A 24,120-nucleotide genomic window follows, 5' to 3' on the forward strand; every position below is an offset into this window, starting at 1 on the left:
CACGAAAGAGAAGAAGCCATGAGCCTCACCGCTGAGAAGACGGACGTGCAGGTCGTCGGGCGTGTCGCCCGGGTGACCGGACCCGTCGTCGACATCGAGTTCCCGCACGACGCGATCCCCGACATCTACAACGCGCTGAAGACGACCATCGCGATCGGCGAGGAGTCGACCGAGATCACCCTCGAGGTCGCCCAGCACCTCGGCGACGACCTCGTGCGTGCGATCGCCCTGAAGCCGACGGACGGCATCGTCCGCGGCCAGGAGGTGCGCGACACCGGCGGCCCCATCACGGTTCCCGTCGGCGATGTCACCAAGGGCCGGGTGTTCGACGTGACCGGCGAGATCCTCAACGCCGAGCCGGGCGAGCAGATCGAGATCACCGAGCGCTGGGGCATCCACCGTCAGGCGCCGAGTTTCGACCAGCTCGAGTCGAAGACCACGATGTTCGAGACGGGCATCAAGGTCATCGACCTCCTCACCCCGTACGTGCAGGGTGGGAAGATCGGTCTGTTCGGTGGTGCGGGCGTCGGCAAGACGGTTCTCATCCAGGAGATGATCCAGCGCGTGGCGCAGGACCACGGTGGTGTGTCGGTGTTCGCCGGTGTCGGCGAGCGCACCCGTGAGGGCAACGACCTCATCGCCGAGATGGACGAAGCGGGCGTCTTCGACAAGACCGCCCTCGTCTTCGGCCAGATGGACGAGCCGCCGGGGACGCGTCTTCGTGTCGCGCTGTCGGCCCTGACGATGGCGGAGTACTTCCGTGACGTCCAGAAGCAGGACGTCCTCCTGTTCATCGACAACATCTTCCGCTTCACGCAGGCCGGCTCCGAGGTCTCGACGCTGCTGGGCCGCATGCCCTCGGCGGTGGGTTACCAGCCCAACCTCGCCGACGAGATGGGTGTGCTCCAGGAGCGCATCACCTCGACCCGCGGCCACTCGATCACCTCGTTGCAGGCGATCTACGTCCCCGCGGACGACTACACCGACCCGGCCCCGGCCACCACGTTCGCGCACCTCGACGCGACGACCGAGCTCTCCCGTGAGATCGCGTCGAAGGGTCTGTACCCCGCTGTCGACCCGCTCACCTCGAGCAGTCGCATCCTGGACCCGCGCTACATCGGTGAGGACCACTACCGGGTGGCCACCGCCGTGAAGCAGATCCTGCAGAAGAACAAGGAACTGCAGGAGATCATCGCGATCCTCGGTGTCGACGAGCTCTCCGAGGAGGACAAGATCGTCGTCGCCCGCGCGCGCCGCATCCAGCAGTTCCTCTCGCAGAACACCTACATGGCGAAGAAGTTCACCGGCGTGGAGGGTTCGACCGTCCCGATCAAGGAGACGATCGAGTCGTTCGACGCGATCGTCAAGGGCGACCTCGACCACGTGGCCGAGCAGGCGTTCTTCAACGTCGGCGGCATCTCGGACGTCGAAGAGAACTGGGCCCGCATCCAGAAGGAGAACGGCTGATCATGCCGCTGAAGGTGAGTCTCGTCTCCGCCGACGCGGAGGTCTGGACGGGGGAGGCCTCGCTCGTCGTCGCCAAGACCGTCGAGGGCGAGATCGGTTTCATGCCCGGTCACGAGCCGGTGCTGGCGATCCTCGCCGAAGGTCAGGTGCGTATCACCGAGACCTCCGGCGACAAGGTCATCGCCAACGCCCAGGACGGTTTCCTCTCGATGGCCGGCGATGAGCTGACCATCGTGGCCGGCAACGCCGCCATCGTGGCCTGACACAACAGTCCGTCCGAGAGGGCGCGACGCATCCCGCCGACGCGGGTGCCTCGCGCCCTCTCGTCGTCCCCGGGAGGGACCCGTGCTCGTCCTACTGCCTCCGTCCGAGACCAAACGACCGGGCGGTGACGGCCCCCCGTTGGCACTGGAGGGTCTCGCACACCCGTCGCTGCGCGAGAGGCGGGCATCGGTGGTCGCGGCGCTCGTCTCGCTGAGCGATGACGAGGAGGCCGCTGCCCGGGTGCTCAAGCTCGGGAAGACCCAGCGCGGTGACATCGCGCTGAACGCCCGGCTTCGCGGATCGCCGACCATGCCGGCGATCGATCGCTACACCGGGGTGCTCTTCGACGCGCTGGACGCCCAGAGCCTGGGCGCCACCGCCCGCGCATGGCTGTCCGATCACGTGGAGGTCCACTCGGCGCCGTTCGGTCCGGTCGCCGCGATGGACCCGATCCCGGGCTATCGCATGTCAGCGGCGGTGTCCCTCCCCGCGCTCGGCCCATCCAAGCGACTGTGGGCGCGGGCGGTCACGGACGCCCTCGCGGCGTCGGCTCCGGGGTTCCTCCTCGATCTGCGCTCCGAGGCGTACACCGCGCTGGGGCCGGTACCGATGTCGGTCGCTTCGTCGTACGTGCGGGTGGTCGCGGCGGGCCCGGATGGCGTCGCGCGGGCGCTGAACCACTTCAACAAGCACGCCAAGGGGGAGCTTGTGCGCCGCCTGGCGACCACGGGCGCGCGCATCGCCGGGCGCGACGACATGATCGCCTGGGCGGAGGCCAACGGCGTGGACCTCCGCCCAGGCGAGCGCGGAGAGTTGCTCCTGTTCGCGCAGTGAGGGGCCGGTCAGACCGACTCGGTGTTCTCCGCGGTGCGCCCGGTGTTCTCTGCCACGGCGATGAGGGCGACGACCGCCTCGATCCAGAAGCGGAGCACGATGACCGCGAGGAAACTCAGCACCGGTACCAGCACCAGCGTCCCCAACAGAAGCAGGATGCCGGTCGCGACATCGAATCGCATGGCACCGAAGCCGGCGACCAACCCGGCGATGAGGTACCCGAGGAACGCGATGGCGATGACCACGAGGCCCACGACGTAGAACACCGTCGCGAGTCTGCGCGTGATGAAGGTTCGGAAGGTGATGTCGAACAGCGCGCCGAAGAACCCCTGGCCGAACGACGTCGACGGCTTCGGGGCGTGCCCGGACTGCGCGCCGCCCGCGGGAGGACCCGACGGCGGCGGCGTCTGAGCGCCCGGCGCGGGCTGCGGCGGTCGTGGCGGCGCGGGCGGGTGGCCGGCGGGGTCGGCGGGGGGAGGTGTCTGATCGCTCATCGAATCGTCCTTTCGTCGCGGCCAGGCTAGCGGCGTCGGCGATCGTTCACGAGGAAGTCTGAGTGATTCCTGACAGAACAGCCCCACTCTCGCTAGCATGGCTCTCGACCCGCCGCCCGGCGGGCCGAAACTGGGAGAGGTATCCGTGGAAACCTTCGGTAGCGTCGACTACTACTACAACGGCGGTGACGTCGCGTTCTTCTTCATCTTCGCGGTGTTCTGGTTCATCTTCGCCATCGCGGGATACGTGCTGACGTCACTGTTCCTGATGAAGATCTTCGGGAAGGCGGGCGTGCAGGGCAAATGGCGCGCGTGGGTACCGATCTACAACACCCTGATCTTCGTCAAGCTCGGCGACCTCAGCCCGTGGTGGCTGTTGGGACTGTGGGGCGCGAGCATCGTGCTCGGGTGGATCCCGCTCATCGGTCAGCTGTTCATCCTCGCGGCTGCGGTATACATGATCCTCGCCGCGTGGCGCGTCGGTGTGAAGCTCCAGAAGGAAGTCGTCTGGGTCATCCTGTTCGTGTTCCTGTCGATCGTGTGGCTCGGCATCAACGCGTTCGACAAGTCGCGCTGGAACACCGCTGTCCCCGCAGCGCCGTGGGCCGGGAACTTCCTCGCCGACAAGACGACCTGGTCGGGCGTGCCCTCGCAGGTGCCCACGGGCGGCTATCCCGCAAACCCCGTCACCCAGCCCGGATACCCGGCGGGCTACCAGCCCCCTGCCGGCACCCCCGCACCGCCGGCACAGCCGGCAGCGCCCCAGCCGCCGGCAGCGCCCCAGCCGCCGGCAGCGCCCCAGCCGCCGGCATCGACCCAGCCGCCGGCTCCGGAGCCGCCGTCGACCGAGCCGCCGGCCGCGCCCGAGCCGCCCAAGCAGTCCTGACGTGACCCGGAAGCCCTCCGCCGTATGCGGAGGGCTTCCGTCGTCCGCGAGGACTACCGTGGAGGAATGAGCTCAACGCCTCCCCTCCGTCGTGTCGGTGCGTCCGGCCTCCTCGTCTCCGCCGTCGGTCTCGGGTGCAACAACTTCGGACGCCCCGGTACCCGCACCGAGTCGCTGGAAGGCACCCGTGAGGTCCTGCACGCCGCGATCGACTCGGGCGTGACATTCCTGGACACCGCAGACATGTACGGGGGCGATCCCGGGCTGTCCGAAACGCTCATGGGCGAGGCTCTGCGCGGGCGTCGCGACGAGGTCGTCCTTGCGACGAAGTTCGGTCACTTCGGCCGGGACATGGGATACCCGCCCTCGGGAGCGAAGGCCTCCCGCTCCTATGTCCGGCGTGCCGTGGAGGCGTCACTCACCCGGCTGCAGACCGACCACATCGATCTCTACCAACTGCACACCCCGGATCCGGCCACGCCCATCGCCGAGACCCTCGACGTCCTCGGCGATCTGGTGCGCGAAGGCGCGGTGCGCTACATCGGCCACTCGAACCTGGCCGGGTGGCAGATCGCCGAAGCAGATTTCGTCGCCCGCGACGGCGGCCACGTGCCCTTCGTCTCGGCACAGAACCACTACAGCCTGTTGGCGCGGGCGGCCGAGCGTGAGGTGCTCCCGGCGGTGCGTCGGTTCGGCCTCGGGTTCCTGCCCTACTTCCCGCTGCACAACGGCCTGCTCACGGGCAAGTTCACGCGCGAGCATGCGCCCGCCGACACGCGGATCTCGCGACAGCGTTCGCACATCTGGGAGCAGGCGCCCTGGGATGCGCTCGAGTCCTACTCGGCGTTCTGCGACGAGCGCGGGATCACCATGCTGCAGGCGACGTTCGGATGGCTGCTGTCGCATCCCGAGCTGGCCAGCGTCATCGCCGGAGCCACGTCGCCCCAGCAGGTGCGCGCGAACGCCGAAGCGGCCACCGCCTGGACCCCGAGCGCCGATGACCTTGCGATCATCGACGGGCTCTTCCCCCTCCCGGAAGACCCCGGAGCGAAGGTCTGACGCGCCGAGCGGCGACGGAAGGCGCGCGGCGATGCGTCTATTAGGCTGAAGGGACGCGGTCGGACCGGAATGTCCGCCGCGGTCAACCGTTCGAGGGAGAGTCAGGGCGTGCCCGACGTATCGACCCACACGCGTTCCGTCGCAACGGCGGCGGGAACGTGGTCGTTGGCGTGGGCGGCGACGACCGACACGGGCCGCCGACGCGAGATCAACCAGGACGCGGTCCTGGCCTCCTACCCGCTGTTCGTGGTCGCCGACGGGATGGGCGGGCACATCGGCGGCGAGATCGCCAGCTCGAGTGCCGTCGACCGCCTCTCGGCCACGGTCGACGGGGGCGAGATCACCCCGCGTTCGATCGAGAAGGCTCTCGCCAAGGCGGTGCGCGACATCGCCTCGCATCCGAAGGCCACCGACGAGGGCACGGGGACGACGGTCACCGGGGTCTACCTCGATGCCACCGGCGATGAGCCGCACTGGGTGACCCTGAACATCGGCGACAGCCGCGTCTACCTCCTGCGTGAGGGCAACCTCGCCCAGATCACCACCGATCACTCGGTGGTGCAGGAGCTCATCTCCTCCGGCCGGCTCAGCCCGGAAGAGGCCGAGAACCATCCGTACGGCAACGTCATCACCCGGGCGGTGGGTCCCAGCGATGGTGTGACGCCCGACTACGTCCGCCTCGACCTCGTCGACGGCGACCGCTTCGTGGTCTGCTCGGATGGGCTCACCAAGGAACTCACGGACTACGGCATCCAGCACTTCCTCGACGCCAACCCCGATCCCGCAGCTGCGGTCGAGGCGATGATGGATGCCGCGCTGGAGAACGGCGGACGCGACAACATCACGATCATCGTGCTGAACGTCGCCCGCGACGGTTCCTCCCCTGACGCCGACTGACCGAGCTCGTCCACAGACCCGCAAGCCCGCCCGCGGCGGACCCCGGGGGACGGGTGGACTGGTCATGTGCGCACACGTGATCGAACCGATCCTGATTTGCCACGGGTCGGGCACACCCCCGATGACGGGGACTTGATCCTCCCGACCCCGGCGGTGACGCCCCGTCGCGGGGGGTTGCCGATCCTGGCCTCGATCGCCCCCATCGCCGGCGCGATCATGATCTGGGCGGTCACAGGACACGTGCTGGCGTTGTGGCTCGCCGCGCTCGGCCCGCTCATCGCGGTCGCCTCATTCCTCGACCATCTCCGCACCGTACGCCGCGATCGGAAGGCGTTCGAGACCCGGTCGAGGACGGCCCGCGAGGAGGCGCGGCTGCGGATGCGGGCGCGACACGACACCGAGCGCGCGCTCGCTTGGCGTCGGCACCCCGACCTTGCGCGCCTGACCCGAGGCGACGATGAAGTGTGGCGCCGGTCGGCCGCGCGGGAGGCGGTGCTGGTCGTCGGCCGGGGCGACATGCCCAGTGCAGTCCGGATCACCGGCGGGGGAGACAGTGCGGAGGAATCTGAGCTACGCGCAGAGAGCGGTCGGCTGACGGATGTGCCCGTGACGACTCCGCTGGAGGGAGGGATCGCGGTCGGTGGCCCGCCGATGTTGGCCGCGGCAGTCGTCCGGACGCTCGCGTTGCAGCTGTGCCTCATCCACCCGCCCGGGCGGCTGCACCTGGCCACGGGCGTCTCCGAGGAACACGGCTGGGCGCATGGACTGCCGCACCGCGGTGACGCCGAGCGTGTCGTCGCCGTCCTCGCGCCAGGTGAGACGGCGCGGACGGACGCGACGTTCGTGATCGCGCGCGTCGACGAAACGGTCCCGCCGCCGTTCGCATGCACGGTCCGACTGACGGTACCCTCGCCCGCGAGGGCTCTGTTCGATGATGAGGCCGGGCACCGGGAGGTCGTCCCGGAACTGTTCGACCTCTCCCAGTGCGTCGACATCGTGTCCGTTCTTGCGCAACGGGCCCGGCAGATGCCCGAGGCTGCGCAACCGGTGCCGGTCGACCTCGGGCGGTTGCTCGACCGGGACCCGACCCGGCCACCCGGCGCGTTGACGGCGGTGTTCGCGACCCTCGGCGGGTCGGACCTGCCCATCGACCTGGTCGAGGACGGGCCGCACGCCGTCGTGGCCGGGATGACCGGTTCCGGAAAGAGCGAGTTGCTCCTGTCCTGGATCACGGCGCTGTGCGCGCGACACGACACGAGCGAGGTCGTCTTCCTGCTGGCGGATTTCAAGGGGGGAACCGCCTTCGACGCCCTCGCCGGTCTCGCGCACGTCGCCGGCGTGGTCACCGACCTCGACGGGGACGGTGCCGATCGCGCCATCCGGAGCCTGCGCGCCGAGATACGCTTCCGCGAGGGGGAGCTTGCGCGGTGCGGCGCGAGGGACGTCTCGGACGAGCGGGTCCGCGTCCCCCGACTCGTGATCGTGGTCGACGAGTTCGCGGCGCTCCTGGGCGAACACCCGGAGCTGCATACCGTGTTCACGGACATCGCCGCACGAGGTCGTGCGCTCGGGATGCACCTCGTCCTCGGTACACAACGTATCGCCGGCGTGGTGCGCGAGGCGCTGCTGGCGAACTGCCCGCTGCGGATCAGTCTGCGTGTGTCGGATCGGGGCGACAGCCGCGCGGTGATCGGAACCGAGGAGGCGGCGCGCCTCCCGGGTGGTCGGGACGGGGCCGGAGTCGCGATGGTCCGTCGCGCCGCGGATGCGACGCCGCAGCGCGTGCGCGTCGCCCTCAGCAGCTCCGCGGTGATCGCCCGTGTCGCGGACCGCGATGCCGGACCGACACCCCGCCGGATCTGGTGTCCGCCGCTTCCCGAACGGGTCGCGCTCGATGACGCACCCCTCGCCGCGGAGGCCGGCGAACCGGGTCGGGGAGAGCTCACCCTCGGCCTGGCCGACCTCCCCGCGCAGCAGCGTCAGTGCCGCGCGACCGTCGGGTTCGGCGACCGTTCGCTGCTCGTGCTGGGCCGAGCCGGATGCGGACGCACGACGGCGGCGACGTTGCTCGCCTCCCAGGCCGACCGCGCGGAGTGGCTCGGCCCCGATCGCGAGCGCGCCTGGGACGACCTGCTGCGCATCGCCTCCGATCCGCCTCCGCGCGGGACGGTGATCGTGATCGACGACGCCGATGCACTGATCGGCCGGCTCCCCGCGGACTACGCCGCCGAGGCCGTCGCCCACCTCGAGGCTCTCGTGCGCGACGCCGCCCATCACGGGCATCTCGTCGTGCTCACCGCCCGCCGGCTCAGCGGGCCGCTCGCCCGTGCCACCGAGCTGTTCTCACGTCGACTTGTGCTGGCCACCTCGGGGCGCGGCGAGCATGTGACCCTCGGCGGCGACCCGTCCGACTACCTGCCCGAGCAGCCTCCGGGGCGAGGCACGCTGGACGGGACGCGGGTGCAGGTGGCGCTCGGGCCGACGCCCACACAGGCCGTGCGGTCGTCTCCGGACCTGTGGCGCCCCCCGCGTGGCGTCTCCGGCGTGGTCGCGCCGCACGGCCCCGGGGTGCGCTCGGCCATGTCCCGATGGCGCGACGACGGCGTCCGCGTGCTCATGGTCGATGAAGCGGGCAGCCGGCCCGCGGAAACCGAGGCGGACCGGACCGTCCTGGTCGGGGACCCCGAACGGTGGCAGCGGAACTGGCGTACCCTCGCAGAGATCCGCGGCGAGCACGATCTGGTGATCGAGGCCTCGTGTGCGGCGGAATTCCGCACGCTCACCGGTGACCGCACGCTCCCGCCGCTGTGCGAACCGGGGGCCGCGCGGGCCTGGCTGCTGCGCTGCGGTGGTCCGCCCCGGCGGGTGACGTTGTCCGACCCGGAGGGGTACCCGGCGTGATCCGACGCGCGCTCAGAAGGCGGGACGGATCACGCCCACATCGACCCCGCCGCCGGTCACCCGCAACGGAAGCTCCGCCAGCAATGCGGCGACATCCTCGGAGCCGAGTGCGCCGGCCCGCTCGAGCAGCATCGCCGCGACGGCCGTGGAGGCGCGTGCACTCCCGTCGAGCATCTTCAACGCGACGGTCGAGCCGTCGGGTGCGACCATCACCATGACTCCCTCGGCGCCGCCCTTCGTGAACACGTCGAGGCGTGAGGTCGCGAGCGTGTCGGCACGCGCGGGACCGTCGATCGTCCACGGGTTCTCCTTGACCGCGCGCACCAGCGCCCCGGCACCGCGATGCAACGCGAACGGGGAGCGTTCCGAGGAGGTTCCGATGCGGTGGATCGCCTTCGCGAGCGCACTCAGGCTCATCGCGAACACCGGTGCGCCGCATCCGTCGATCGCGATCGTCGCGACCCGCTGCCCGGTCAGACGCTCGGTCACCTCCCGGATCTGCACCTGCAGCGGGTGCTCCGCATCGAGGTAGGAGTCGACCGGCCAGCCGTTGGTCACACACGTCAGGAGCATGGCGGCATGCTTGCCGGAGCAGTTCATCCGCACCGGGGAGGGCCCGGAACCGGCGCGCACCAGGGCATCACGGGCGCCCGTGTCACCCGGCCACGCGGGAGGGCAGCGCAACGCCGATTCGTCCAGACCGGCCTCCTGGAGCATCTCTCGCACGACGGCCACGTGACGATCCGTCCCCGAGTGGCTCGCGGTGGCCATGCCCAGACGCTCACCCGCGAGGGGCGCTCCGGCGGCGAGCATCGCCAGCGCCTGCACGGGCTTCAGCGAAGAGCGCGGCAGGATCGCCGTGTCGACGTCTCCGAGACGCTCGCGGATCTCCCCGTCCGGGGAAAGGACGATCGCGGAACCGACATGTCGGGATTCGACGAATCCACTGCGTTCGACGACGGCGAGTTGGACGGCGCTGTTGGCGGCGAAGGTCTCCGGCACGTCTCCAGCCTAACCTCCGCACCACGGGCCCTCCGGGCGTGTCAGACTGACCGCATGCTCGGCGAACACACCTACGCGCTGCGCGCGACATGGACCGGCGATCGTGGTGGCGGTACCACCGGATATCGCGACTACGACCGGTCGGTCTCCCTCGAGATCGAGGGGAAACCCCCCGTGCTGGGGTCGGCCGATGTCCCGTTCCGCGGTGACGCGGAGCGCTGGAACCCGGAGGACATGCTCCTGGCGGCGCTCGCGCAGTGTCATCTGCTGTCGTACCTCCACGCGTGCGTCGGCGCCGGGGTCGTGGTCACGGGCTACCACGACGATGCCATCGGAACGATGACACTCGACGGCAGGGGAGGCGGCGCCTTCCGAGAGGTGGTGCTGCGCCCGGTGGTGACCGTCGCCCACGCGTCGATGGTGGCCGCGGCCGAAGCCGCCCACCGGCAGGCGAACGAGTGGTGTTTCATCGCCAACTCGGTCAACTTCCCCGTCCGCCACGAGGCGACGGTGCAGGTGGCGGACTGATCGGGTTTCGCCTCAGACGCGTTCGTGGGGGAGGGCCTGCTTGATCTTCTCGATCGTGCCGTGTGCGGGAAGCTCGTTGTAGACGCCGGCCGATTCCTGCTCCGACAGCTTCTGGATCGCCGTCATGATGTCATCGGTCGCGCCGCGGCGCGCCCGACCAGAGGACGCCGGGCCGTGGTGGGCGAGGTCGAGCGGCTCTCCGAATCGCACCGTCACCCGCTCACGCAACGACGGCCTCTTCGCGCCCACCGGCATCACACGATCCGTGCCGAGCAGACCTACCGGAACGACCGGCGCGCCCGTCTGCAACGCGAGGAACGCCACACCGGTGCGGCCCTTGTACAGGCGACCGTCCAGCGACCGCGTCCCCTCGGGATAGAGGGCGACTGCGCTGCCCTGGTCCAGGAGCTGCCGCTGCTGGTCGAGGGCGTCCAACGCGGCCTGACCGGCGCCGCGATTGACCGGGATGGCGCCGATCGACAGGAAGAACTGCTTCGAGAACCACCCCTTCATACCGGGGCCGTCGAAGTAGCTCGCCTTGGCCAGGAAGTGGACGGGGCGGGGCGCGGCGACGGGGATGGCGATGCTGTCGATGAAAGAGAGATGGTTGCTGGCGAAGATCACCGGACCCTGCTTGGGGACGTGGTGGCGCCCTTCGACGCGCGGACGGTAGACGAGCCGGCCGAGGGGGGCGACCACCATGCGACCGAACGCGTAGGTCGCGCCCATGCGTCGCACACCGGCGTCGGAGGTCTCCTCCGCGGTGCCGGTGATCTCGGATTCGGGGGTCTCCGCAGAAGTCACCCGACGAGGCTATCGCGGATCGCATGCCCGGCCGGCTATGGTCCCGTCCGGGGTGGCCCCGGCTCTCAGCGTGGTCAAAGGCGCACTGAGGCAGGATGGTCAGGACCGTGTCTGTCCACCGTCTCGAGGTCTTCGTGCGCAATCGCTCCCTGTTCGCCGTCTCCGCTGTCGCCGCTTCGGCGATCCTGCTCGCCGGATGCGGCTCATCCGACTCCGACCCCGACGCCTCGCCGTCGGCCGACGTCCAGGACCTGTGTGCCGCCGTCGCGCCTTCCGGCGCCGCCTCCGAGGCGGTCACCGTCGAAGGCGAGGCCGGCGAGGAATCGACCGCCACCTTCGAGTACCCGCTCGAGGTCGAAGAGCTGCAGAGCACCGTCGTCACCGAAGGCGGAGGCGATCCCGTCTCCTCCGGCGACCTGGTCTCCTACGCGCTCACCGCGTACAGCGCCGACACGGGCGAAGAGCTGGGCTCGATCGGCTATGAGGGCGCGGAGATCCTTCCCGCGCAGATCTCTCCCGACAACCCCATCGGCCAGATCGTCGGGTGTGCCACCCCCGGCACCCGAGTGGTCGCGGCCTTCCCGGCCAGCGAGGCGAACGCGGCGGAGGTCTACGTCTTCGACCTGCTCGATGTCGTGCCGGACGCGGCGTGGGGTGAGCAGCAGGACCCCGTCGACGGCTTCCCCGAGGTCACCCTCGACGACGCGGGCGCCCCGACCGTCACGATCCCCGACACCGAGGCCCCCACCGAGGTCGAGATCGCCGAGCTCAAGGTCGGCGACGGGGCGACCGTCGAATCCGGCGACACCGTGCTCGTCCACTACTCGGGCGTGAAGTGGTCCGACGGGGAGGTCTTCGACTCCAGCTGGGACCGCGACACCCCCGCCTCCTTCACCACCACCGGCGTCGTGGCCGGATTCCAGCAGGCGCTGGAAGGCCAGACCGTGGGCTCCCAGGTGCTCGTGGTCATCCCGCCGGAGTTCGGCTACGGCGACAGCGAGGGCCACGAGCTGCAAGAGGAGACACTCGTGTTCGTCGTCGACATCCTCGGCACGCAGCACCCCGTCACCGTCGAATGAGCGCGGACGCGCCGCATCGATAGGCTGACCGGATGCGGCGCGTCATCGTCCTCGGCTCCACCGGCTCCATCGGCACCCAGGCCCTCGAGGTCATCCGAGCCAATCGTCACCGGTTCGAGGTCGTGGGCTTGTCCGCCAACTCCTCCCGGGCACTGCTGGCGTCCCAGGCCGAGGCGTTCTCGGTGGAACACACCGCGCTCGGGGCGGAGGAGGCCGCGCAGCTGGCGCGCGACATCGACGCCGATGTCATCCTCAACGGCATCACCGGTTCCGTCGGGCTGGGACCGACCCTCGCCGCCCTCGAGGTCGGGCGCACTCTGGCCTTGGCGAACAAGGAGTCGCTGATCGTCGGCGGCGACCTGGTGCGCAGGATCGCGCGTCCGGGTCAGATCGTGCCCGTCGACTCCGAGCATTCGGCGATCGCCCAGGCACTGCGCAGCGGCACCGGACCGGAGGTGCGGCGCCTCGTGTTGACCGCGTCCGGCGGGCCGTTCCGCGGGAGATCCCGCGAGAGCCTGCACGCGGTCACGCCGGCGGAGGCTCTCGCGCATCCGACGTGGGACATGGGGCGGGTGGTCACGACGAACTCCGCGACACTGGTCAACAAGGGTCTCGAAGTCATCGAGGCCCATCTTCTGTTCGACGTCGCGCTCGAGGACATCGACGTCGTCGTGCATCCCCAGTCGATCGTGCACTCCATGGTGGAATTCGTCGACGGATCCACGATCGCCCAGGCGTCGCCTCCCGACATGCGCCTGCCGATCTCGTTGGGTCTGGACTGGCCGCATCGCGTCGGGGGAGTGGGGACCCCGCTGGACTGGACCCGAGCGACGTCGTGGACCTTCGAGCCGCTCGACGAGGAGGCGTTCCCCGCGGTCGCGCTGGCCAAACGGGTCGGCCGTGCCGGTTCGACCTACCCGGCGGTCTTCAACGCCGCGAACGAGCAGGCCGTGGACGCGTTCCACCAGGGTGCGCTGCGGTTCACCGCCATCGTCGACACGGTCGCCGGTGTCGTCGACGCCCACGAACCGCCGTCCGACCTGACGCTCGAGACGCTCGCCGAGGCCGAGCGGTGGGCGCGCGAGGCCGCCGACCGCGCGGTCGCCGCCGGCTGAGTCAACGCGAGGGACGCAGCGGGTCGGAGTCGGGGGTCTGGTCGTCCGGGTAGGGGACGGGCCAGCGGGGCGCAGGCACCGCCCAGCCCTTCGCGCGGAGCGCCCGGCGAACGAGCTCCCGAGCGGAGTATGGTGTCCGCACGCCGCGGATGTCTCGGTAGTCCTGGTGACCGGGGCCGGCCCACAGGATCGCGTCACCGTCCGAGACGAGTTCGACCGCCTCGCGGATCGCCCGTTCGGGCGGGGAGAACTCACGGATGTCGGCATTCGGTCGCGCACGGCGGGCGCCCTCGATGAGGGTCGCGCGGATCGAATCGGGATCCTCGTGGCGCGGGTGGTGGTCGGTCACGATCAGGATGTCGCTTCCCTCGACGGCCGTGCGTCCCATGTCGTGCCGCTTCGTGGTGTCGCGATCACCGTCGGCGCCGAAGAGCATCAGCACGGTTCCCGGCGTCACGCGCCGCACCGCGGCGAGCGTCTTCTCGAACGCGTCCGGGGAGTGTCCGAAGTCGACGTAGACGGCCGGTCCGCTCTCGCCGGAGACGAGCTCGGTGCGCCCCGGCAGATAGGCGTCGATGCGTCCACCCTCGAGCGCCGCCGTCAGGCGCTCCCACGCGTAGCCGGCTTCGAGGATCATCACGATCGCAAGACCCGCGTTCGCGGCCATATGCCGGCCGATCACCGGAACGGTCGTCTCCAGGCGCCGCCCGTCTTTGGAGACCAGGGCGAAGCGGGTGCCGATCTGTTGCTCGTCGAGGATCTCTACCACCCAGTCGGCGTCGGCCGCGGTTTCCGGATCGTCGGCGATGTCCGGGGTGCCGACCGTGACGAAGGGGACCTCGCAGGCGGCGACGACGTCGGCGCCTGCCGCCGAGTCCAGTCCGATCACCGCGCGCCGGGCACGGTCGGGACGGAACAGCGGGAGCTTGGCCTGGAAGTACTCGGCCATGTCCGCGTAGTCGTCGAGGTGGTCGTGGGAGAGGTTCGTGAACCCGGCGACGTCGAACATCATCCCGTCGACGCGGCGGCGCGACAGCGCCTGCGCGCTGACTTCGACGGCGACCGCTTCGACGCCGCGCTCGCGCATGAGGGCCAGCAGCGCGTGCATCTCGTACGCCTCGGGGGTGGTCAGTCGCGACACGATGACCTGGCCGGCGATGTGCCGCTCGGCGGTCGAGGACAACCCGGTGACCGCGCCGATCTGAGTGAGGATCCCCTCGAGCAGGTGGGACACGCTGGTCTTGCCGTTCGTGCCGGTCGTGCCCAGAAGAAGCGGCAGGTCGTCGTCGCCGCCGGTGGCGTAGACCCACGCCGACATGTCACCGAGCGCGGCGCGGGGGTCGTCGACGATGAGCACGGGAAGCCCCGCGGCGCGGGCGATCGACTCGCCCGCGGTGTCGGTGACGACGGCCACGGCGCCGGCATCCGCGGCGGCCGGAGCGAACTCGGCGCCGTGGCGGTTCACCCCGCGCACCGCCACGAACACGTCGCCGGGTGTCAGATCCGCCGTCGCGAGGGTGATGCCCGACAGGGTGATCCCCGACAGGTCGTCCGAGGAGCGGGCACGCACGCCCCGCGCGAAGTCGGCCAGGGCGTGCGTGGGCGGGTTCTCCGGTCGCAGCACGGGAGGCAGGTTGGATGCGGTGTCGGTCGGCATGGCGGCATCCATCCTCTCACCCTCGCGGCACATTCAAAGGGAGGCGCGGGTACCGTGGGGTCGTGATCGCATTCGTCGTCGGCTTCGCGCTGCTGTTCGTCGGGCTCGCGGTGTCGATCGCGTTGCACGAGATCGGGCATCTCGTGCCCGCCAAGCGCTTCGGTGTTCGGGTCGGTCAGTACATGATCGGGTTCGGGCCCACCGTGTGGTCCCGCCGCTTCGGCGAGACCGAATACGGCGTGAAGGCCCTGCCCATCGGCGGCTACATCTCGATGGCCGGAATGTATCCACCCACCCCGGCCGAACGGGCCGGGGAAGGGCGCGCCGGCGGCGGGTTCTTCGCGACGATGGTGCAGGACGCCCGTGCGGCCAACGACGAGACGCTGGACGGTGACGGCGACCAGCGCGTGTTCTACCGCCTTCCCGTCCACAAGCGCGTCATCATCATGCTCGGCGGGCCGGTGATGAACCTGCTCTTCGCGATCGTGCTGTTCGCGCTGCTGGCCTCTGGAATCGGGCTGTCCACGGCCACCACGACCGTCGCCACGGTGTCCGAGTGCGTCGTGTCCGCATCGTCCGACCAGACCGAGTGCACCCCCGACGATCCTGTCGCGCCCGCAGCGGAGGCCGGGATGCTGCCGGGCGACCGGATCCTCTCGATCGACGGCGTCGAGGTGACGGACTTCGACGAGACCTCGGCGATGATCCGCGACGCACCCGGGGAGTCGCTCGACGTGGTCGTGCTGCGCGACGGGGGCGAGACGTCGCTGGTCGTCACGCCGTTGTTGACCGAGCGGCCCGTCTACGACGACTCCGGGCGCGCCGTCACCGACGCGGACGACGTGCCCGTGACCGAGGAGGTCGGCTTCATCGGCATCGCACCCGTCAGCGAGCTGCAGCCACAGCCGATCTGGGTCGGACCGCAGATGGCGTTCGAGAACGTCGGCGCCGTCGCCGGGATCATGTGGCAGCTTCCGGTGAAGGTGTGGGAGACGGGCGTGACCCTCGTCACGGGGGGCGAACGCGACCCGGACGGTCCGCTCAGTATCGTCGGCGCCGGCGTCATCGCGGGCGAGGTCGCCTCGGCCGAGGCTCCCATCCTCAACCGCGTCGCCGGCATCCTGTCGGTTCTGGCGTCCCTGAACATCGCGCTGTTCGTGTTCAATCTCATCCCCCTGCTTCCGCTGGACGGCGGTCACATCGTGGTCGCCCTGTGGGACGGGATCAAACGGACCTGGGCGAGGCTGTTCCGCCGACCTCCTCCGGCGCCGGTGGACGCGACCAAGCTCGTGCCGGTGACCTTCGTCGTGGTCGTGTGCTTGATCGCGATGGGGGCGGTGCTGATCCTCGCCGACATCGTCAACCCGATCTCCCTGTTCGGGTCCTGACCCGCCGGGGCGCGCCGTGCCTGCCCGCGGCGGGAGGACTCGTCAGGCCTCGGCCGGGGTGAACGCCTCGGCCACGAGGCGCTCGAGCGTCCGCAGCCCGTCCCGCGACAGGATGGACTCGAGGTGCCCCTGTACCGAGGCGAATCCGGGGCCACGCAGCGCGGAGACCGCACCGGAGACCGGGTCCGCGGAGATCTCCGCGTCGCCGACCCGGACGGTGCCCGGCGGCACGGACGCGGTGAAGGTGTTGTAGAACCCGATCGAGGCGGGGTCGCCGAACACGTCGACGCTCAGTTGCACTCCCTGGTGCGGGCGCTCGAGCGGGGTCAGGTCGATGCCCAGCCCGTCCGCGAGGATCTGATGACTCAAACACACGGCCAGGAGGGGGCGACCGCTCGCGCGTCGCGTGGACACCACCTCACGCATGCGCGCGATGCGCGGGTTCCCGGCGTCGCGAGGGTCGCCCGGTCCGGGGCCGCACACCAGGAGTTCGACGCCCACGACCTCCTCGTCGGTGACGGCGTGCCACGGGACGATGGTGACGTCGAGCCCCAGGTGTCGCAGCTGATGGGCGAGCATCGTCGTGAAGCGGTCCTCCGCATCCACCACGAGCGCGCGACGACCGGCGAACGGCTCCCTCTCGCCGGTGTGCTGGGGATTGAGCCAGAACTCCGCGAGGCGAGAGTTCCGCGACGCCAGCAACGCCGCGACGTCCGGGTCGTCGGCCAGGCGGGGCCGGCGTGCGATGGGGGCGTCGTCGTCGCCCGCCGCGGGTGGGGCGTCGCGGGGCACCGCGCCGATCGCGCCGAGCACACCGGCGGCCTTGCCGTGGGTCTCGCCGACCTCTCCGTACGGATCGGAGTGGCGTACGAGTGTCGCGCCCACCGGGACACGCAGTGCGCCGTCGACGAGATAGGCGGTGCGGATGAGGATCGGTGCGTCGAGGTCGTGCGTCGGCTCGCCCGCGGATGGCCCCGTGCGGGGGGTGAACAACGCGGCGACGCCGGAATAGTAGCCGCGCGGCGAGGTCTCATGCCGTGCGATGACGGTGCAGGCGTTCTGCATCGGGGAGCCGGTGACGGTCGGGGCGAACATCGTCTCGCGCAGGATGTCGCGGGGATCCAGCCGGCTGCGCCCACGCAGGACGTACTCGGTATGGGTCAGGCGCGACATCTCCTTCAGACGCGGCCCGGTGATGCGACCACCGTCCGAGCACACCGCGCTCATCATCTTCAGTTCCTCGTCGACGACCATGAAGAGCTCCTCGGTCTCTTTGGTCGATTCGAGGAACTCGCTCAGGGTCGCCACCGTGGCGCCGCCCCGGGGGTGGCGGAACGTGCCCGAGATGGGGTTCATCGTGACGACGCCCTCCTCGGTGCTCACGTGGGCTTCGGGGCTCGCGCCGACCGCGACGTGCCCGTCGGTGACGATGGCGAAGGTCCAGTACGACCCGCGCTCGTGTTCCAGGAGCGCGCGGAACCACGTGAGCGCGGCCACGCGGGGGTCGGCGTCCACCGACGCGGTGAAGTCGCGTCGGATGACGAAATTGGCGCCCTCCCCGCGACCGATCTCGTCGGCGATCACCCGACGGACGATCTCCGCGTAGTCCTCATCGGCGATGTCGAATCCGGCGTCCGTGAGCGCGACGGGCGCGTCCGGAAGCGCCCCCAACAGTTCGGAACGGGGGAAGAGGATGTGCTCGTCGACGAGGAGGCACCGCAACGGTGCGCCGTCGTCGTGACAGACGAACCCGCGTTCTCGCACCTGTCGGAACGGGACCAGCGCGAGCACCTCGCGCGGGGTGCCGTCCTCGGCGGTCAACGGGATGTCACCGAGCAACTCCACGTCGACGACATCGCCGGTGAGCAACTCGACCGTGTCGGCGTCGCGGGCGATGAGGGCGAAGGGGGCGCCGCTGGCGACCAGGGATGCGAGGGAGGGTGCAGGCGAGCTCATCGGGTTCTCTCGTGGGAGGGGCGGTCTGCCCTTGCAGAGAAGAAGACCGCCCGTGCTGTCGGGGCGGTCGGTCGTTCGCGCGAATCCCACCGCCTATGCGGTGGGCCACCAGGGACGTCGCGGGAACATGCGCCGAACCTACCACAAGGGCTGTTCGCCCCCGTCCGGTCGGCGACGCGGCCGGTCCCACGGCGTACCCTGGAGGCGTGCCTGCAGTGAACATCGGAATGCCGAGTGTGCCGGAAGTCCTCGCGCCCCGTCGCAAGAGTCGGCAGATCCGCGTGGGGAAGGTGCTCGTGGGAGGCGACGCCCCCGTGAGCGTTCAGTCGATGACGACGACACCCACGACGGACATCAACGGCACGCTCCAGCAGATCGCAGAGTTGACCGCATCCGGATGCGAGATCGTGCGCGTGGCCGTCCCCAGTCAGGATGACGCGGACGTGTTGCACATCATCGCCAAGAAGAGCCAGATCCCGGTGATCGCCGACATCCACTTCCAGCCGAAGTACGTCTTCCAGGCGATCGACGCGGGGTGCGCCGCCGTGCGGGTGAACCCCGGCAACATCCGCAAGTTCGACGACCAGGTCGGTGCCATCGCGAAAGCGGCCCACGACGCGGGCGTCTCGTTGCGTATCGGCGTGAACGCAGGCTCGCTCGACCGGCGTCTGCTCGAGAAGTACGGCAAAGCCACTCCCGAGGCCCTCGTCGAGTCGGCGGTGTGGGAGGCGTCCTTGTTCGAGGAGCACGACTTCCACGACTTCAAGATCTCGGTCAAGCACAACGACCCGATCGTGATGGTCAAGGCCTACCGGCAACTCGCCGAACGAGGCGACTGGCCGCTGCACCTCGGGGTGACCGAAGCGGGGCCGGCTTTCCAGGGCACGATCAAGAGCGCGACCGCGTTCGGCATCCTGCTGTCCGAGGGGATCGGCGACACCATCCGTGTGTCGTTGTCGGCGCCGCCCGCCGAGGAGGTCAAGGTCGGGCACCAGATCCTGCAGTCGCTCAACCTGCGTGAACGCACGCTCGAGATCGTCTCCTGCCCATCCTGCGGGCGCGCGCAGGTGGATGTCTACACCCTGGCGGACGCCGTCACCGAGGGGCTGAAGGACATGACGGTGCCGTTGCGCGTGGCCGTCATGGGATGCGTCGTGAACGGTCCCGGTGAAGCACGCGACGCCGACCTGGGCGTGGCCAGCGGCAACGGCAAAGGCCAGATCTTCGTCAAGGGCGAAGTGATCAAGACCGTCCCCGAGACGGAGATCGTAGAGACCCTCATCGCCGAGGCGAACCGGTTGGCCGACGAGATGGGCCCCGACGCCGCGACCGGCACGGCACAGGTCCTCACGTCCTGACCCGCGCGTCGCCTCCCGGCAGCCTCCGCGTCCGCCCGATGTCGGAGAATCGCGCGAAGGTCGGAGAATCTGCGGCGAATCGTCCGACATCGGACCGATTCTCCGACCACGTCGCGGAGCGGACGCGGTCAGTGGATGCTGCCGGCGGGAATGGAGATGTCGGCGGGCGTGGCGAGCGTGGTCGCGATCGCCACGTGGAGCGCGGCGGCGATGTCCGACAGCGGTAGCGCGGGCCGACCCTCCGGCGCGTGAGCGGTGTCCCAGGGCACGTGGATGAACCCGGCGCGCATACCCGGGCGGGTCGCGGCCAGGTGCGCGGCGACGTAGAAGACGTGGTTGCACACGTACGACCCGGCCGACAGGGACACGCGGGACGGGATGCCGCCGGCGGCGACGTCGCGGGCGATGGCCTTCACCGGAAGCGAGGAGAACAGCGCGGTCGGCCCGCCGGGCACGCAGGGCACGTCGACGGGTTGCGCGCCGGAGTTGTCCGGGATGCGCGCGTCCTGGAGGTTGATCGCGACGCGCTCCGGGGTCACCGCGTCGCGCCCGCCCGCGAGACCGGTCGCGATCACCACGTCGGGGTGGTGGAGCTCGACGAGCTGACCGAGTCGGTCCGCCGCGCCGGAGAAGGTCACCGGCAGCACCTCGGTCACCAACCGGGAAGGGCCATCCCACCCGGTCCCGACCAGCCTTACAGCCTCGCCGGAGGGGTTCGTCGGGTCGGCGGCGAACGGCTCGAAGCCGGTGAGGAGCACGGTGGTCACCCGCTCCACCCTAGGTCGGTGCGACAATCGTCACATGGGCAAGACCTTCGACGGCATCGACGAGTCCCTCGCGACGTGGATCGGTGAGCAGCACATGTTCTTCGTGGCGACCGCGCCGCTGTCCGAGAACGGGCGGGTCAACCTCTCGCCGAGAGGCCTGGACAGCCTGAGCATCCTCGATGCCCGGACGGTCGCGTGGCTGGATCTGACCGGCAGCGGTGCGGAGACGATCGCCCATGTGCGTGAGAACGGGCGGATCACCCTGATGTTGTGCTCTTTCGACGCCCGTCCGCGTATCGTGCGCCTGCACGGCCGTGGGCGCGTGGTCCCGCCCGGAGACGAGGTGTTCGCGCGGGTCGAGGCGGAGCATCCCGGACACATCGGGGCGCGCGCGGTGATCGTCGTCGACATCGAACGCGCGTCCGACTCGTGCGGGTGGGGCGTACCGCAGATGGATTTCGTCGCCGACCGTGACATCATCCGCCCCTGGGCGCAGAAGAAGGGTCCCGAGGGGCTCGAGGTCTATCGCGCGGAGAACAACGCATCCTCGCTCGACGGGCTGCCCGCGCTCTGAGCGGCGCCGCGCGTGGGTCGTGCCCTCGTGATCGGATAGCGTCGGCCGGGTGAACCTCGAGCCGTCGGTCGGTCTGTCCCGGCCCCTCACCGCCGGAGTGGTCACCGCGCTCGTGGGGGTGACGTCGTCGTTCGCGGTGGTGCTCACCGGCCTCGCCGCCGTCGGTGCGACCCGTGCCCAGGCGGCGAGCGGCCTCCTCGTGCTGTGCCTGACGATGGGGCTGGCCACGATCGTGCTCGCCTGGCGCCACCGGATGCCCATCACCGTCGCCTGGTCGACACCCGGTGCCGCCGTCCTCGCCACCACCGGCATGGTGGAGGGGGGATGGTCGGCGGCGGTCGGAGCATTCTTCGTCGTGGCGGCGCTCATCCTCCTCACGGCGCTGTGGCCGCGGCTGGGGCGCGTGATCGCACGCATCCCGCCCTCCATCGCCCAGGCCATGCTCGCGGGTGTGCTATTCCCGCTGTGCCTGGCCCCGGTGACCGGGCTGGTGGCGAATCCGTGGGGCGTCGCGCCGGTGCTGTTGACGTGGCTCGTGGTGGCCCGCCTCTCCCCGCGCTGGGCGGCCCCGGCGGCGTTCGCGGCCGCGGCCATCGTGGTCCTCGTCCACGTCGTCGGCACCGGCGCCGCTTTCGACCCCGTCACCCTCGTGCCGCGCCTGGAGCTGACGGCACCGACGCTGACCGGCGAGGCCGTGATCGGTCTCGCCGTGCCGCTGTTCCTCGTCACCATGGCCTCGCAGAACGTGCCCGGAGTGGCTGTCATGCGCAGCTTCGGATACGACGTGCCGTGGCGTCCGGCGATGGCGGTCACCGGCATCGGAACCGCGGTCGGCGCCGCCGCGGGCGGTCACGCGATCAACCTCGCCGCCATCAGCGCGGCGCTGGCCGCCGCGCCGGAGGCGGACCCGGATGCGCGGCGACGTTGGGTGGCGGGCGTATCCACCGGTGTGTCCGCACTCGTGCTCGGCGGCTTCTCGGCCGCCCTGGTCGCGCTGGTCGCCGTCGCCCCGGTCGCGGTCGTCCCCGCCGTGGCCGGAATCGCGCTGTTCGCGGCGTTCGGCTCCGCGCTCCAGCAGGCCATCGACGATCCGGGGGAGCGCCTCGCGGCGGTCGTGACCTTCCTGGTCGCCGCGTCCGGTGTCGCCGTCGCCGGTGTCGGGGCGGCTTTCTGGGCACTGATCGCGGGGTTGACCGTCCGCTCCGTGCTGCACGCCGGACGTGGGCGATCCGGTCCGCGCTGACCGCGACGACGGCTCGCGAGGCCGCGGGGCGAGTCGGCCGTAGACTTGTCGATCGTGGTCACCCGTCTGTCGCACCTGTTCCTCCGTACCCTCCGCGAAGATCCCGCCGATGCCGAGGTCACCAGCCACCGGCTGCTCGTTCGTGCCGGCTACATCCGCCGGCAGGCGCCCGGCATCTTCGCGTGGTTGCCGTTGGGCCTGCGGGTCAAGAACCGCCTCGAACGCATCATCCGCGAGGAGATGACCGCCGCGGGCGCGCAGGAGGTCCACTTCCCGGCGCTCATGCCGCGCGAGCCGTATGAGGCGACCGGGCGCTGGGAGGAGTACGGCGACGGGATCTTCCGCCTGCACGACCGCAAGGGCGCCGACTACCTCCTGGCACCCACGCACGAGGAGGCTTTCACCCTGCTGGTGAAGGACCTGTACTCCTCGTACAAGGACCTTCCGCTGACCATCTACCAGATCCAGGACAAGTACCGCGACGAGGCGCGTCCGCGCGCCGGGCTGCTGCGCGGACGCGAGTTCACGATGAAGGATGCGTACTCGTTCGACGCGTCCGACGCCGGTCTCGACGCCTCCTACATGGCGCAACGAGACGCCTACGAACGCATCTTCCAGCGCCTGGGGTTGGAGTACGTCATCGTGCAGGCCGACGCCGGTGCCATGGGCGGTTCGCGTTCCGAGGAGTTCCTGCACCCGACGCCCGTGGGCGAGGACACCTTCGTGCGCAGCGAGGGCGGCTACGCCGCGAACGTCGAGGCGTTCACGACCGTCGCGCCCGAACCGTCCGAGATCGAAGGTCGGCCGGCCCCGGTCGTCTTCGACTCACCCGACACCCCGACCATCGCCACCCTCGTCGACCACTGCAACGCGGTCCTGGACGGTTCGTACACCGCGGCGGACACGCTCAAGAACGTCGTCCTGGCGCTCACACACGTGGACGGCACCCGTGAGCTGGTGGTCGTCGGTGTGCCCGGCGACCGTGAAGTGGACGACAAGCGCGTCGAGGTCGCCTTCGCGCCGGCGGAGGTGGAGCCGGCGACCGAGGAGGACTTCGCCCGCCACCCTCAGCTGGTCAAGGGGTACATCGGACCCTGGGCGCCGAGCGGGGCGGTGCTCGGCGAGGAGTCGGCGACCGGCATCCGCTACCTGCTGGACCCGCGCGTCGTCGAGGGCACCAGCTGGATCACCGGCGCCAACATCGACCAGAAGCACGTGCACTCGCTCGTCGCCGGACGCGACTTCACCGCCGACGGCGTGGTCGAGGTCGCCAGCGTGCGTGAGGGCGATCCCGCCCCGGACGGATCCGGGCCGGTGTCGCTGGCCCGCGGCATGGAGATCGGGCATGTCTTCCAGCTCGGCCGCAAGTACGCCGAGGCCCTCGGGCTCAAGGTGCTCGATGAGAACGGCAAGCTGGTGACGGTGACGATGGGTTCGTACGGCATCGGCGTGACGCGCATCCTCGCCATCATCGCCGAACTCAACAACGACGACCGGGGGCTGATCTGGCCTGCGTCGGTCGCGCCGTTCGACGTCCACGTGGTCGCCACCGGCAAGGACCCGATCGCGTTCGAGCTCGCCGAGAAACTGGCAGCGCGCCTCGAGGGCGACGGACTCGAAGTGGTCCTCGACGACCGCCCCAAGGTGTCACCGGGCGTGAAGTTCGGCGACGCGGAACTGGTGGGCGTGCCGCGCATCCTCATCGTCGGCCGTGGCGCTGCGGACGGCCAGGTCGAGCTGTGGGACCGCCGCACCGGCGAGCGGACGACGCTTCCCGCCGACGAGGCGACCGCCGCCGTGCGCGCTCTGGTGTGAGCCGACGCGTCCGCGGGAGCGTGGGTTCCCCG

At 70.3% G+C, this 24,120-nt stretch carries 21 protein-coding genes; 15 read left to right on the plus strand and 6 right to left on the minus strand.

Annotated elements, in window-relative coordinates:
• Positions 1 to 18 precede the first annotated feature (18 nt).
• From atpD to ABD204_RS08875, 3 genes are all read left to right on the plus strand, one after another.
• The gene (gene atpD / locus ABD204_RS08865) at positions 19 to 1,467 is read left to right on the plus strand and encodes a F0F1 ATP synthase subunit beta (protein WP_194425148.1); all 1,449 of its coding nucleotides are present in this window, start codon (positions 19 to 21) and stop codon (positions 1,465 to 1,467) included.
• Positions 1,468 to 1,469: 2 nt separating this feature from the next.
• The gene (locus tag ABD204_RS08870; protein WP_194425149.1) at positions 1,470 to 1,730 is read left to right on the plus strand and encodes a F0F1 ATP synthase subunit epsilon; all 261 of its coding nucleotides are present in this window, start codon (positions 1,470 to 1,472) and stop codon (positions 1,728 to 1,730) included.
• 82 nt (positions 1,731 to 1,812) lie between these two features.
• Positions 1,813 to 2,565, plus strand: a complete 753-nt coding sequence (locus tag ABD204_RS08875) for a YaaA family protein (protein WP_194425150.1) — start codon at positions 1,813 to 1,815, stop codon at positions 2,563 to 2,565.
• A gap of 8 nt (positions 2,566 to 2,573) precedes the next feature.
• Here ABD204_RS08875 and ABD204_RS08880 read toward each other — a convergent pair whose 3' ends face one another.
• Positions 2,574 to 3,059: a DUF4282 domain-containing protein gene (locus ABD204_RS08880; protein WP_194425151.1), complete on the minus strand. Its 486-nt coding sequence runs from the start codon at positions 3,057 to 3,059 to the stop codon at positions 2,574 to 2,576.
• Between the two features lie 145 nt (positions 3,060 to 3,204).
• On the opposite strand from ABD204_RS08880, the gene ABD204_RS08885 reads away from it, so the two are divergent.
• The 4 genes from ABD204_RS08885 (at position 3,205) to ABD204_RS08900 (ending at position 8,802) form a co-directional block, all read left to right on the plus strand.
• Complete coding sequence (locus ABD204_RS08885; RefSeq protein ID WP_206697523.1) at positions 3,205 to 3,945, plus strand: DUF5684 domain-containing protein; 741 nt, start codon at positions 3,205 to 3,207, stop codon at positions 3,943 to 3,945.
• Positions 3,946 to 4,011: 66 nt separating this feature from the next.
• A complete protein-coding gene (locus ABD204_RS08890; protein ID WP_194425152.1) occupies positions 4,012 to 5,004 on the plus strand; it encodes an aldo/keto reductase in 993 nt (330 codons plus the stop codon).
• A gap of 108 nt (positions 5,005 to 5,112) precedes the next feature.
• The gene (locus ABD204_RS08895) at positions 5,113 to 5,901 is read left to right on the plus strand and encodes a PP2C family protein-serine/threonine phosphatase (RefSeq protein ID WP_194425153.1); all 789 of its coding nucleotides are present in this window, start codon (positions 5,113 to 5,115) and stop codon (positions 5,899 to 5,901) included.
• 132 nt (positions 5,902 to 6,033) lie between these two features.
• Positions 6,034 to 8,802: an FtsK/SpoIIIE domain-containing protein gene (locus ABD204_RS08900; protein ID WP_194425154.1), complete on the plus strand. Its 2,769-nt coding sequence runs from the start codon at positions 6,034 to 6,036 to the stop codon at positions 8,800 to 8,802.
• Positions 8,803 to 8,814: 12 nt separating this feature from the next.
• Here the strand turns inward: ABD204_RS08900 and ABD204_RS08905 are convergent, their stop codons facing one another.
• Positions 8,815 to 9,804, minus strand: a complete 990-nt coding sequence (locus ABD204_RS08905; protein WP_194425155.1) for an asparaginase — start codon at positions 9,802 to 9,804, stop codon at positions 8,815 to 8,817.
• Between the two features lie 54 nt (positions 9,805 to 9,858).
• On the opposite strand from ABD204_RS08905, the gene ABD204_RS08910 reads away from it, so the two are divergent.
• Positions 9,859 to 10,332 carry an OsmC family protein gene (locus ABD204_RS08910; protein ID WP_194425156.1) on the plus strand — a complete coding sequence of 158 codons (474 nt, stop codon included), beginning with the start codon at positions 9,859 to 9,861 and terminating at the stop codon, positions 10,330 to 10,332.
• Positions 10,333 to 10,344: 12 nt separating this feature from the next.
• Here ABD204_RS08910 and ABD204_RS08915 read toward each other — a convergent pair whose 3' ends face one another.
• Complete coding sequence (locus tag ABD204_RS08915) at positions 10,345 to 11,061, minus strand: lysophospholipid acyltransferase family protein (RefSeq protein ID WP_194425259.1); 717 nt, start codon at positions 11,059 to 11,061, stop codon at positions 10,345 to 10,347.
• 182 nt (positions 11,062 to 11,243) lie between these two features.
• Between ABD204_RS08915 and ABD204_RS08920 the strand changes: the two genes are divergently transcribed.
• Positions 11,244 to 12,215, plus strand: a complete 972-nt coding sequence (locus ABD204_RS08920) for an FKBP-type peptidyl-prolyl cis-trans isomerase (protein ID WP_322597556.1) — start codon at positions 11,244 to 11,246, stop codon at positions 12,213 to 12,215.
• A 32-nt stretch (positions 12,216 to 12,247) separates the two neighbouring features.
• Entirely contained in the window at positions 12,248 to 13,330 is a 1,083-nt protein-coding gene (gene dxr, locus ABD204_RS08925; protein WP_194425157.1) for a 1-deoxy-D-xylulose-5-phosphate reductoisomerase, read from the plus strand.
• Between the two features lies 1 nt (position 13,331).
• Here the strand turns inward: dxr and ABD204_RS08930 are convergent, their stop codons facing one another.
• Positions 13,332 to 14,987, minus strand: coding sequence for a Mur ligase family protein (locus ABD204_RS08930; protein ID WP_194425158.1), 1,656 nt, complete (start codon positions 14,985 to 14,987; stop codon positions 13,332 to 13,334).
• Between the two features lie 62 nt (positions 14,988 to 15,049).
• Between ABD204_RS08930 and ABD204_RS08935 the strand changes: the two genes are divergently transcribed.
• Positions 15,050 to 16,375 (plus strand): M50 family metallopeptidase, encoded by a 1,326-nt coding sequence (locus tag ABD204_RS08935; protein ID WP_322597557.1) that lies wholly within the window; start codon positions 15,050 to 15,052, stop codon positions 16,373 to 16,375.
• Positions 16,376 to 16,417: 42 nt separating this feature from the next.
• On the opposite strand, the gene ABD204_RS08940 is transcribed toward ABD204_RS08935, so the two are convergent.
• A complete protein-coding gene (locus tag ABD204_RS08940; protein WP_194425160.1) occupies positions 16,418 to 18,331 on the minus strand; it encodes an anthranilate synthase family protein in 1,914 nt (637 codons plus the stop codon).
• Positions 18,332 to 18,558: 227 nt separating this feature from the next.
• Here ABD204_RS08940 and ispG point away from each other — a divergent pair, with 227 nt between their 5' ends.
• On the plus strand, positions 18,559 to 19,689 hold the full coding sequence (ispG, locus tag ABD204_RS08945) for a flavodoxin-dependent (E)-4-hydroxy-3-methylbut-2-enyl-diphosphate synthase (RefSeq protein ID WP_194425261.1): 1,131 nt from the start codon (positions 18,559 to 18,561) through the stop codon (positions 19,687 to 19,689).
• Positions 19,690 to 19,817: 128 nt separating this feature from the next.
• On the opposite strand, the gene pcp is transcribed toward ispG, so the two are convergent.
• Positions 19,818 to 20,456: a pyroglutamyl-peptidase I gene (gene pcp / locus ABD204_RS08950; RefSeq protein ID WP_194425161.1), complete on the minus strand. Its 639-nt coding sequence runs from the start codon at positions 20,454 to 20,456 to the stop codon at positions 19,818 to 19,820.
• Between the two features lie 34 nt (positions 20,457 to 20,490).
• On the opposite strand from pcp, the gene ABD204_RS08955 reads away from it, so the two are divergent.
• The 3 genes from ABD204_RS08955 to ABD204_RS08965 are packed head-to-tail and all read left to right on the plus strand — an operon-like array spanning position 20,491 to position 24,088.
• Positions 20,491 to 21,030 carry a pyridoxamine 5'-phosphate oxidase family protein gene (locus ABD204_RS08955; protein WP_194425162.1) on the plus strand — a complete coding sequence of 180 codons (540 nt, stop codon included), beginning with the start codon at positions 20,491 to 20,493 and terminating at the stop codon, positions 21,028 to 21,030.
• Between the two features lie 49 nt (positions 21,031 to 21,079).
• The gene (locus ABD204_RS08960) at positions 21,080 to 22,273 is read left to right on the plus strand and encodes a benzoate/H(+) symporter BenE family transporter (RefSeq protein ID WP_322597558.1); all 1,194 of its coding nucleotides are present in this window, start codon (positions 21,080 to 21,082) and stop codon (positions 22,271 to 22,273) included.
• A gap of 54 nt (positions 22,274 to 22,327) precedes the next feature.
• Positions 22,328 to 24,088 carry a proline--tRNA ligase gene (locus ABD204_RS08965; protein ID WP_194425163.1) on the plus strand — a complete coding sequence of 587 codons (1,761 nt, stop codon included), beginning with the start codon at positions 22,328 to 22,330 and terminating at the stop codon, positions 24,086 to 24,088.
• Positions 24,089 to 24,120: the final 32 nt, after the last annotated feature.

The organism is Microbacterium aquimaris, assembly GCF_039531285.1.
Classification (GTDB): Bacteria; Actinomycetota; Actinomycetes; order Actinomycetales; family Microbacteriaceae; genus Microbacterium; species Microbacterium aquimaris.

Coding starts and splice junctions, on each gene's coding strand:
- dxr (WP_194425157.1), top strand. CDS start 12,248: ATGCGGCGCGTCATCGTCCTCGGCTCCACCGGCTCCATCGGCACCCAG.
- ABD204_RS08870 (WP_194425149.1), top strand. CDS start 1,470: ATGCCGCTGAAGGTGAGTCTCGTCTCCGCCGACGCGGAGGTCTGGACG.
- ispG (WP_194425261.1), top strand. CDS start 18,559: ATGCCGAGTGTGCCGGAAGTCCTCGCGCCCCGTCGCAAGAGTCGGCAG.
- ABD204_RS08930 (WP_194425158.1), bottom strand. CDS start 14,987: ATGCCGACCGACACCGCATCCAACCTGCCTCCCGTGCTGCGACCGGAG.
- ABD204_RS08940 (WP_194425160.1), bottom strand. CDS start 18,331: ATGAGCTCGCCTGCACCCTCCCTCGCATCCCTGGTCGCCAGCGGCGCC.
- ABD204_RS08890 (WP_194425152.1), top strand. CDS start 4,012: ATGAGCTCAACGCCTCCCCTCCGTCGTGTCGGTGCGTCCGGCCTCCTC.
- ABD204_RS08915 (WP_194425259.1), bottom strand. CDS start 11,061: ATGGGCGCGACCTACGCGTTCGGTCGCATGGTGGTCGCCCCCCTCGGC.
- ABD204_RS08910 (WP_194425156.1), top strand. CDS start 9,859: ATGCTCGGCGAACACACCTACGCGCTGCGCGCGACATGGACCGGCGAT.
- ABD204_RS08880 (WP_194425151.1), bottom strand. CDS start 3,059: ATGAGCGATCAGACACCTCCCCCCGCCGACCCCGCCGGCCACCCGCCC.
- atpD (WP_194425148.1), top strand. CDS start 19: ATGAGCCTCACCGCTGAGAAGACGGACGTGCAGGTCGTCGGGCGTGTC.
- ABD204_RS08955 (WP_194425162.1), top strand. CDS start 20,491: ATGGGCAAGACCTTCGACGGCATCGACGAGTCCCTCGCGACGTGGATC.